Source organism: Gemmatimonadota bacterium, from assembly GCA_009838845.1.
Classification (GTDB): Bacteria; Latescibacterota; UBA2968; order UBA2968; family UBA2968; genus VXRD01.
Genome location: VXRD01000038.1, coordinates 1 through 10510, shown reverse-complemented (window position 1 = coordinate 10510; position 10510 = coordinate 1). Strand labels below are relative to the sequence as shown.

Sequence of the window (10510 nt, the reverse complement as noted above, 5' to 3'; positions counted from 1 at the left end):
CATGCCGCTGAATATCCGACTCCCCAAGCGATCCCGCCCCTTGCCCCCATCCCGTAATACCCGTATCGGTAGAAATCTCCACCAGGATAGACGACCGCTCCGTAATCCACGTAAAAGAATTTCCGAACTTCTCGGTCACGGGATAGCGCAAACGATGATATTTAACATCCGTAATCTTCATAATCCCTCCCATACATTGATCCAAACATCTGGCACCCGAAAATACAACCCCATTTTACCAAAGTCAACCAGCACCGAACTTTAGAATGTCATCTTTCCCATCTGGACTTGCAATCCATTCCAACCTTGCCCATATTTGAATAACAATTTAAAAAACCAACGCGCACTCTCATGACGAACTGCGATGACAATGATTGCCGCGATATTTGACATTGATGGAACTCTGGTCGAAAGTTCTCATTTTGATGGAGCCTATTACATCTCTGCGATAAGAGAGGTTCTGGGTGAAGTTTGCATCCACGATGATTGGAGCAAATACAAAAACGTAACGGATTCAGGTCTGTTGCGACAAATAATGGAAGAAAATAAAATTCAAGAAGAGGGGCAAATTGAAGAAATCCGCAAAAAATTCGGTGAATTGATTGAACAGTATCTTGAAAATGGCGGCGAATGCCGCCCAAAGAAAGGGGCGATCTGCCTGATTGACAAACTTCTATCTGATCAGCACTATAAAATTGGAATTGCCACAGGCGGCTGGAAACATACCGCCAAAATGAAACTCAGGCATGCGGGATTTAACTTGAAAAATATGGTTCTATTTTCCAGTGATAATAGCGACGAGCGTGTGGAAATCATGAAAAAATGTCTATCTGCATTGGGAAATGATTTCCATCGCGTCGTATATGTCGGTGATGCTGTGTGGGATATACAGGCAACCAAAAAATTGGGATGGCATTTCATAGGCGTAGGACCACGCTTAAAGGGGAAATGTGAGTTTTGGGTTGAAGACTATTCAAACTATGACACATTCATGAGAATGCTACACGCTTAAAAACGAGATGACGCTCACCACCTCAAGGAGAACCCAATGGCCGAACCCAAAGGTAAAGCCTTTCAGACCGTACGAGATACCGCTCCCCAAAATACCTATCGCGGTGCTGTTGTAGGATGCGGCAGAATGGGCAGCACCATTGACGACGAACACATCGGCATGCCCCATTACCCGTGGCCCTGGGCACACGCGCCTGCAATGATTGAAGCCCGGGGGATCGATCTTGTAGCTGCCGCTGATGATGACCCCGCCAAACTCGAGGACTTCAAACAGCGCTGGGACGTATCAGCCCTGTACACCGATTACCGGGAAATGGTCGAAAAAGAACAAATCGACGTGGTATGTCTGACCACCCGCCCCGAACCCCGCGCTGAAATCACGGTCGGCCTGGCCGAACTGGGGGTCAAAGCCATTTTTGCCACCAAACCAATGTGCCGCACATTGGCCGATGCCGATGCCATGATCGATGTCTGCGCCAAAAACAACGTCATCCTCTCAATGGCCTGTCACCTCAACTGGTATAGCTACTACACAAACGCCCGCCGACTCATTGCCGAAGGCGTCATTGGCCCCTTAAAAACAATGATCTGCCACAGCCCCGCCAGCCTTTCCAATATTCAAAGCCACACCCTGACCTTACTCCGCCTCTTTGCCGGTGCCCCTGCCCAATGGGTAGTCGGCCTCATCGACACAGACAAACAAGCCCAATCCAACGCCGACATCCCCGGATCGGGAATCATCGTATATGAAAACGGCATCCGCACCATCTTAAACTCCCGCTCCGAAACCAGCTCCTTTGCCTGGTCCCTGGAATTCATCGGCGAAACCGGCCGCATCATCTCCCGCAACGCCCATGCCCAATTCGAAATATGGACCCCGCATCCCGAAACCGGCGCGCCCACCCAGACGCATCTCCCGGGACCCTGGCATCCCAGAAGCTCAATGGTTGACGCCATCGAAGGCGTCTGCCGTTCTATTGAACAGGGCCGCGAGGACATCTGCCCCGGCGAGTTCGGTCGCGAAGCCCTTGAAATCGGCATCGCCATAAGAGAATCGCATCGCCGTGGCAACATCCGTATTGACCTGTCCCTTGAAGATCGTAGCCTGAGGATGGGGTAATCTGATCTTGTTTAAGAGATATATTTCTGAGAAAAGTCAGTAATCTCGCGGTATTATTACTCGCAACCAACATGCATAAAATCAATTTCTTATCTGGACTTGCTACTTATTCCGACCTTGTCCATATTTTAATGGACAAACTAATCCAAAAATTTCCGTTGACCATCCCTCTTTACACAGGAATAGTAAAATGGCTTCTTGGCAAATTAAGCAACTCGAAAAAATGAGCGAAACGGACCCCGATTTGATAGATGATGTACTCCATCATTTCTATGAATCAAACCCCGTACGTCTTGAAAAACTGGTGATCGGTGCTTATCTCGATGGTGATATTAACCTCGGCAAAGCAGCAGAACTTCTCGGTCTTCATCGAGAAGAACTGCGACAACGCTTTCTCAAACAGGGCATTCCACTGAGAGAAGGGAGTCAATCCGTCGATGAATTAAAAGCTGAAATTGCTGCTGCTGATCAAATGGGGCGTACGAAGTGATCATTATTGACAATACCGTATTGTCTAATTTTGCACGTACAAACCACCTTCAACTATTAGAACTATTCTGCCGAAATCGTGGATTGATCGTTCAGGCAGTCAGGGAGGAGTTTCAACGGGGTATCAGCAGAGGCTTATTTTCTGAAACAGACTTATCGTGGATAAATCAAATCGATATCACAGATCCCAAAGAAATCTATCTTTCACAACGTTATAGATTGGAGTTGGGCAACGGTGAATCTGACAGCTTGGCTATCGCCATATGCCGTAACCATGAACTTCTCACTGATGATCGCAAGGCTCGTCAGATCGGATTTCGTGAACAAATACGTGTTTCGGGAAGTGTTGGTGTTCTTGGTGCGCTTGTCAGACAGTCCACAATCTCGTTGCTTGAAGGAAACCAATTGTTGAAAGAATTTATTAACGCGGGATATTTCTCGCCTGTTGAAGAACTTGATGATTTGATTTGACAAATAAAATTACAGACAGATCAATTATCCAACGAAGGATCCATTGGTTCTATCTTGTTTATGGAGCATCTCTTACTTTCCGGAATGAAAATGATCGTCGTATATGGAATCAAAGAAAAACTGAATCCCATAAAAGCAAAATTATCCGATGTGATTCACGGATGTATGCAATCTGTCCTCGGCATGCCAGAAGATAAACGGGCACACCGCTTTGTGCCCATGGACAAAGAAGACTTTTACTATCCCGGTGGTCGTACGGATGCATACACCGTCATAGAAATCAACATGATGGCAGGTCGCCAGATGGAAACCCAAAAAAACCTGATCAAAACACTATTCAAAGAAATCGAAAGCCAATTATCCATTTCGTCCCTGGACATCGAAATCACCATCAAAGAACAAGCACCACATTGCTGGGGATTTCGGGGCATAACGGGTGATGAAGCCAACGACCTCAAGTACAAAGTCAAAGTGTAACAACTATCCGAGGAGTCTAAATGAATACCGTAATCGAAACAGTCGAAACAACACAAACATCCCCCGAAGGATTCTTCACCCTCGCAAAACCCGGAGAACGCTGGATCTTGCTCACACCGGAGCGACAGCCCTTCTTCTCGGTTGGACTGAATCACATCGACTCCTCCCCACTACTGTATCCAGAAAATCTGCCCCGCTGGAAACAAAAATACGACAACAACAGCATCAAGTGGATCAGCGAATCCGTATCGCTCGACCTGAAAGCCTGGGGATTCAACACCGTCGGCTGGGTACAGGATGTAACCATCTTAAAACACGCGCACAGTCCGAGCTTCACCCTGGAAGAATATCGCGCCCTATCGATGCCCTACTGCCACCTGCTACCCTTCATCGAAACACATCAGTGGAACGCATGGCACAAAAATCCCGACATCTTCAGCAAAGACTTTGAGGACTGGTGCGATTATGTCGCCAGATCCGAATGCGCGCGACTGAGAGACGAACCGAACTTAATCGGCTATTTTTACTCGGACTGTCCGACCTGGGTTCACGTCCGAACCCCACACACGGCCTGGCGCGGACCCATGTTTGATCCCACACGATTGGAATCGCAAGCGGGTCGGACTGAACTCTTCAACCTGGCACAGCGATACTACAAAATCACCCACGACGCCATTCGCCGTTATGATCCCCATCACTTAATCTTGGGAGACCGATACGAAGCACTCGCACCACTCCCAATGGAAATTGTACAGGCTGCCGACCCGTACGTTGACGTACTCAGCTTTCAGGACTTCGGAGACCCGGTCACACACATGCGCGAATGGCACGCCGCCACGGGAAAACCGGTTTTATGGGCAGACGGCTCCCGCCCACGGGAGACCATCGCGGATGACAGCGGAAAATATCTGGATGGGGAATATCATCTCGCGGATGGGAAATGGTATGCCGACGCCCTCTACGGTCTTCTAAAAAACCCCGGCGCAATAGGCGCGCATCTTTGTGGCGGTTATATCCGAAACCGTTTCCGCCGAAAAGGACTGATTGACGAACAGGAGCAACCCGACCACGAAGCCATCTCTGAAATACAAAAAGGCAGTCGGGTTGTAGCGCGCTGGCTCGACGAATTGGAATCCTGAACAGACCTCGCAAGCTGAGAGACCATGCCATTAGACCTCGTTACACCGGCTATGACGGATGAAGCACCTGGTCCAGGCAGGCGTGTGCGTCAAACTGCACCGGAGTACAGAGGGACCGATGTACACCACGCGCTATACCTGCCCATAGACTGGCAACCCGGGCGCAAATACCCCGTCATCGTCGAATACACCGGCAACAAATGGGAACCGTGTAAATCAACTGGGAAAGTAGAAGATGCAAACCTGGGGTATGGCATAAGTGGGGGACGAGGATTTATCTGGATAACCATGCCATATATAGAAAAGGGAAAAAAAGAAAACACCGTCACATGGTGGGGCGACAAAAAGGCAACCGTGAACTACTGCAAGACCAACCTCCCGCGGATCTGTGAAAAATTTGGAGGCGACCTACGAAACATATTCATCTGCGGCTTCTCACGCGGAGCCATAGGCACCAGCTACATCGGCCTTGCAGATGACGAGATCGCAGCCTATTGGAAAGGCATCTTCACCCACGACCATTTTGACGGCGAAAGAGAATGGGATTATCCAGAGAGTGACCGCGCATCCGCTCTCACCCGTCTCGCACGGATAGAAGGCAGGCCCGTGCTCATCTGCGGACAGAACGCCAGCAGGGTAAAAGATCAATTCCTCAAAGCGCACCTCAATCTGGCGCAATTCACATTTCTGGACGTACCAACCGACCAGATATTCAACATCCCCGAAGGCAAAATCGTCCACCCGCATACGGATCTATGGATGCACAGAGAAAGTGCATATCGCAGGCGCGCCAGAGCCTGGCTTGAAAGCGTGCTAAAAGAAACGCACTACGCCCAGGGATGAAGCACAATCTTTGCGGCTTCGCCAGCGGCCAGAAGACCAAAAGCCTCCTGGATATTGCTCATCGGCATAACGTGGCTGATCAGCTTATCGATCAGAGGCGACTCCGCGATCACCTGCATCACGCCCTCGTAATCCTGCATATTGTACAGCCAATTCCCCGACACCAGCAACCCTTTGCGAATCAAATCTGGGCTCACCTTAATCGGCAATTCCTGGGAACACTCACCGACAAACGCCACCCGTCCGCGCCGCCGCACCGCATCAATACACAACCGCTCCCCCGCCACCGAACCAGAACAATCCACCGCGCAATCAACCCCGCGACCATCCGTCAAATCTCGAATACGCGCAAGCGGATCATCCTGAGGATGCAGCACCACCTCTGCGCCCAACTCGAAACCGAGCGCAGCGCGCCACGGCGCAGGCTCCACCGCCAGCACCCGCGCCCCGCGGAACCGAGCATTGATAATCCCGCCAAGCCCCACCGGACCCAGGCCCGTAATCAGCACCGTATCAAAAGCACCCACGCCAATGGCCTGCATGCCCCCAAAAGAAGCGCCGATACCGTCAATCGCCATCGTCGCCTGCTCGTACGTAACCCGCTCCGGGATCGGCAACAAAAGCCACGAGGGCTTGACCACATAATGGGCAAACGTACCGCTGCCATCGCGGGTACCCGTGAACTCGGCAAAATCATACGTATCCTCACAATAGACATAATCACCCGCGCGGCACAGAGCGCAATTGCCACACGGATACTGCGGCATCACTGTAACCCGGTCCCCCACCTTCACCCGCCCCGGCTGCGCCACCGCCACCACCTCGCCAGCACCCTCGTGCCCGATCACCTCGCGCCGATCACCCGCCAACCACGTCTTGTACTCAGTACACATCGCCGAAGCATGCACCTTCACCACCGCCCAATCCTCCTTCGGCTCCGGCACAGGTGCAGGCACCACATCTGACTGTCGCTCTCCAATGATCCTTGCTTTCATATTGTCTTCCTTTGAGAATTATATGAGGGGCGTATATAATTCATTTGTTGGGCAATCACGTCACGCAGTTGAATCTAAGAGGCGTCCAAATTCATCAAGATTGGACACCTGTATCGCTACGCGGCGCAACTGCTTGAGGTGCTGCACATTGTCAATAGCCGCGATGCGAGCAAATAGGGGGTGTGTCTCGTTCAGACCAAATCGAATCTCCAACACTTCCTGGATACTTTCCTGGATACCTTGTTCAATGCCTTCCTCTCTACCCTCCTCAAAGCCTTCCTCTCTGGCTTCCTCTCTGCTTTGTTGGGTAAGGGATTGAAAAAGTGATGATTCGCGCAAGATGTCCATGATGCCCTCCTTTAATATGATATCAGAAATGGTTTCAGAAGCATATACTAACTCGCTCAACGCCACCATGCCTGCGAGATAATCGGCTCTGGATGACCGAGCGATGGGGCGCGTCCGAGCCGTATGAATACACTGATGCAACCACACATCCGAGGCCATCCCTTCAGGTGGCTTCATCAATGGCGTGAATGGGATCAGACCCGATTGCCCCGATTCGAGGACACGCTCGCCTTCTATCTCAATCAGTCTGATCACGCGATACCGAATCGTGATTTCGTAGTGGAGATGCTCCTGGACATAGTACCCGGTATCGCGCCGCCCTGCATTGGGACGCAGGTAGATCACGTTGGAATAGATCGGCAGACCGTGTTGTCGAATAGCATGTCCAATATAGCCAGCCATGCGGCGCGGCATAGGTGGATTGGTGCTGTCCGTGGTTTGAAACTCGTTGTGAACCAATACCTCTTCGTCATCCATACGCACGCGAATCAGGCTATCGGTCTGGTGTGCTTCAACAGTGAGTTGCTCTGTGTCAATGACTGCAAGAACTTCAACATCCTCGCGCCCGAGGGTGAATCCGGCAAAGTCACTGGGGTATTTCTGAATGAGGTTTTTAGAAATCGTATCAAATTCGGCCATTTGAGATGCCTGGTCTGAAGGTTGGTCGTATTTTGGACAAACGCAACAATCAGAACTCAAGCAAATATCAGGCCAATTATCACAGCATCGCGCGACAAATTGTATGAACAGCCTCAAATACTCTTATTTTATCTTCAATATGCTGTATTGCCTCCTTGTTCACAATCTGAATTTGAGGATCGCCTGTTTGACGTAGAACAATCTCGGATGTCAAAGTGTACATTTTGAGCGATGAATGGGCGGTAATATGAAAGATATGTACTGCCTACTGTATCACCTTCGTTGGTTTATTTTGCAGATGATCCAGTACTTCTTCCACACTGCCCTGGGGCTCGGTCACATCAAATGGAAAACAAGACAAAGACAATTCCTCATCAAACTTGTAGCGCAATATTTCCTGAAATTGCTCCGTCTTTGGATAGACAAGCGCGACCTGCTTGCAGCCATACTTTTTTCCATAAGCGAACAACTGGTACATATCAGCCTGGCTGATGCCGTGTTTTGGGTCACTTCCCTCTCCGTTAATACGCTTCCACTTGGTATCCAGGATGAATTTTGGCTTGCTGCCAGACATCAGGCTGATATCCGGTTTCATATAAAAAACACCTTTGCCATCAATATGGGCCAACGGTTCTTGCCGCCCCTGCTCGCGCACGGAAAATTGTCGCTGATACCGTCGCAAGCTCGCCGTAACGAAATCCTCAAACACTTCCCACATTGGAAACAACAATGTCTGGTTGACATATTTGCCAGCAAACGTGGTCAGCCCGTGATTAAACAGAAACAGCCCGACCCACTGCATCACCTCATCGTAATGCTGAATCGAACGATCCACCCGATGTTGCATCCAGTCACTTTCAAAGTGCGCTGACTGCGGAATATCGGAAAAGCAGATACGCAACTGATGGAGCAACTGTTGATTTCTCGGTTGCCGCACAGACCCCATCAGTTTGTGAATGGTGCTGTGAATCAGGCGATTGGCCGGGCGGTTGGCACTGAATTCGTCATAGCCGACATAAAACCGCGCACGGTTAGCTACATTTTCACGAATATGCTGAGGAAACAGAATTCGCCCACGCAGATAAGGCTGGTTGTCTTCCTCCGATTGATAATGACGGGCGAGACCTCGCTGTGTTAGTAAAACGAGATTGTTTAGAAACAGGTGAACAAACACCTCCAGCATATTGAAACGCCGCACAGCGTTTATGTGACTCAGATTGAACTGCGCCAACGATTTGAACCCGCGCCAATCCCGTAGCATTTGAAAAAAATACCATTTGGTTTTAGTTTTTTCCTTGTCTTCGTCTTCGACAAAATCTACCTTTGGCAGAATTTCGAGCACGGTCCCTTTGTGCGTTTCAATAATACCGACATAGTTTTGGGCCTTTAGTTTGCCATTGCTAAGTTGCAGTACCGGCCGATAGTTGCCCTCCTCGTCCGTTTGGTTTTCAAGGGCAAACTTCTCCAGGTCTTGCTGATCGTCCGGGCTAAGATTCTTCAGTTCTTGATGTTCTTTAACGACGATAGGTTCTTTGATAACGGGCATAGTCAAGTATCCTATTCGGTTCCATCGTTATCACCTTCTCCTGTTTCTTCGTAGATCATTTGGTAACTTTCCGACTTTTTCCATCCCTCTCTATCGAAGGACAATAATTCATAGACTTCACGGTTATCATCTACCAACGATCCACGCAAATCTTCTGGAATATCAATTTTTTGAATAAACCCATTTTTGTTTAATACCAGATCAATCTTCTCCCAGTTATCGTAAAAGTATTCCTGCAACAGCGGGATGATTTTGTTTTTGAAAGTTGCTTCGAGAGATTCCAGATCATCAACACCCATGAAATACGTGTGCCCAATCTGATGCTCCCGATCAAGCAGGAAACGGATGCGTTTGTTCATTGCAGCAAGCAATTCCTGACAGTCCACACCCTCAATATCAGTACTGATTCTGTCATGCTTTGAATCCGGCATCATCTCAACAAAATCAAATCGCCGCCGCAACGCGGTATCTAACAGGGCAATGGAGCGATCAGCGGTATTCATCGTGCCGATGATGTAGAGATTATCCGGCATACCGAAAGAGTCTTGCGAATAAGGCAAAGTAACTGTTGTTTCATCCTTCTTGCTTCCAATCCGTTTGGATGGCTCAATCAGCGTGATTAACTCGCCAAAAATCCTGGCGATATTGCCGCGATTGATCTCGTCAATGATCAGGACATATTTGGGGTCTTCTGGTTGTCCCGTCCTGTTTTTATTCGCTCGATCTGCAATTTTCCTGAAAACACCCTCGGACAGTTCATATTGAATATCCTGACTATCTCGACTTTCATTCTCCTTCAAAACGGGCCTGATGCCTTCAATGAAATCCTCATAAGTGAAGTTCTGATGAAATGTCACCATTGCAATCTGGCCGTTCTTTTTTAATTCATCAAATCGCTGTCTTGCGTCTTTATCGTCTTTAATTGTATCCAAAGACTTGTCCTCTATAATCGCCACAGCATAATTGACAGTGTTCCAGGTTTTACCCGTACCCGGAGGACCATAGAGGATTTGATTCAAAGAATATGAATGTTTCATGGTATCTGGGGTATCTGGGGTATCTGGTTTTGGTGGCTCATTTATATCAGGTCCGTTCTTAATCGAATTTCCTGTCAAACTATTAATCAAGTGAAAAGAAGGTTTGTAGCCATCCGTTTTCTCAAAAGCCAAATATGTCTTCCTGCCTGGTTTAGCCTCTCGAAATTTCCTCTCATCTGTATGCCCGGATAAATCATATGTTGATTTGTTTATCCACAAGACATGAATTCTGCTATTTTCGTTTAACCCTGACTCGGCATAATCATTTTTTTGCACAATGCCAATCGCTCTTCCTTTTTGCTTTCCCGTTCTAACCAAGATAATATCTCCCCGCCTCGGCTTGATCAGATGATATTTCCGATCATATACTTCTTCCCCCCACGTTTTTCCAGACC

The 10510-nt window shown here is 48.8% G+C and carries 11 protein-coding genes and 1 pseudogene; 7 read left to right on the top strand and 5 right to left on the bottom strand.

Going from position 1 to position 10510, the window contains the following annotated elements:
* The coding region (locus F4Y39_05400) for a mandelate racemase/muconate lactonizing enzyme family protein (protein ID MYC13144.1) at nt 1-181 on the bottom strand (181 nt) is incomplete at its 3' end.
* 183 nt (nt 182-364) lie between these two features.
* Here F4Y39_05400 and F4Y39_05395 point away from each other — a divergent pair.
* The 7 genes and pseudogenes from F4Y39_05395 to F4Y39_05365 all read left to right on the top strand — a co-directional run bounded on the left by F4Y39_05395 (nt 365) and on the right by F4Y39_05365 (nt 5550).
* Entirely contained in the window at nt 365-1012 is a 648-nt protein-coding gene (locus F4Y39_05395; protein ID MYC13143.1) for an HAD family hydrolase, read from the top strand.
* Nucleotides 1013-1048: 36 nt separating this feature from the next.
* On the top strand, nt 1049-2131 hold the full coding sequence (locus F4Y39_05390; GenBank protein ID MYC13142.1) for a Gfo/Idh/MocA family oxidoreductase: 1083 nt from the start codon (nt 1049-1051) through the stop codon (nt 2129-2131).
* Between the two features lie 190 nt (nt 2132-2321).
* Nucleotides 2322-2621 carry a hypothetical protein gene (locus F4Y39_05385; GenBank protein MYC13141.1) on the top strand — a complete coding sequence of 100 codons (300 nt, stop codon included), beginning with the start codon at nt 2322-2324 and terminating at the stop codon, nt 2619-2621.
* Nucleotides 2618-3091: a DUF3368 domain-containing protein gene (locus tag F4Y39_05380; GenBank protein MYC13140.1), complete on the top strand. Its 474-nt coding sequence runs from the start codon at nt 2618-2620 to the stop codon at nt 3089-3091. Before F4Y39_05385 ends, F4Y39_05380 begins: the two co-directional genes overlap by 4 nt.
* A 90-nt stretch (nt 3092-3181) precedes the next feature.
* A complete protein-coding gene (locus F4Y39_05375) occupies nt 3182-3568 on the top strand; it encodes a tautomerase family protein (GenBank protein MYC13139.1) in 387 nt (128 codons plus the stop codon).
* A gap of 20 nt (nt 3569-3588) precedes the next feature.
* Nucleotides 3589-4707, top strand: coding sequence for an agarase (locus F4Y39_05370; GenBank protein ID MYC13138.1), 1119 nt, complete (start codon nt 3589-3591; stop codon nt 4705-4707).
* A 33-nt stretch (nt 4708-4740) separates the two neighbouring features.
* Nucleotides 4741-5550: pseudogene (locus F4Y39_05365) on the top strand (hypothetical protein).
* On the opposite strand, the gene F4Y39_05360 reads toward F4Y39_05365, so the two are convergent.
* The 4 genes from F4Y39_05360 to F4Y39_05345 form a co-directional block, all read right to left on the bottom strand.
* The gene (locus F4Y39_05360; GenBank protein MYC13137.1) at nt 5535-6545 is read right to left on the bottom strand and encodes a zinc-binding dehydrogenase; all 1011 of its coding nucleotides are present in this window, start codon (nt 6543-6545) and stop codon (nt 5535-5537) included. The pseudogene F4Y39_05365 and the gene F4Y39_05360 overlap by 16 nt on opposite strands.
* Nucleotides 6546-6605: 60 nt before the next feature.
* Nucleotides 6606-7532, bottom strand: a complete 927-nt coding sequence (locus F4Y39_05355) for a hypothetical protein (protein ID MYC13136.1) — start codon at nt 7530-7532, stop codon at nt 6606-6608.
* A 265-nt stretch (nt 7533-7797) separates the two neighbouring features.
* A complete protein-coding gene (locus tag F4Y39_05350) occupies nt 7798-9078 on the bottom strand; it encodes a hypothetical protein (protein ID MYC13135.1) in 1281 nt (426 codons plus the stop codon).
* A gap of 11 nt (nt 9079-9089) precedes the next feature.
* Nucleotides 9090-10510: AAA domain-containing protein (locus F4Y39_05345; GenBank protein MYC13134.1), on the bottom strand; the 1421-nt coding region annotated here is incomplete at its 5' end.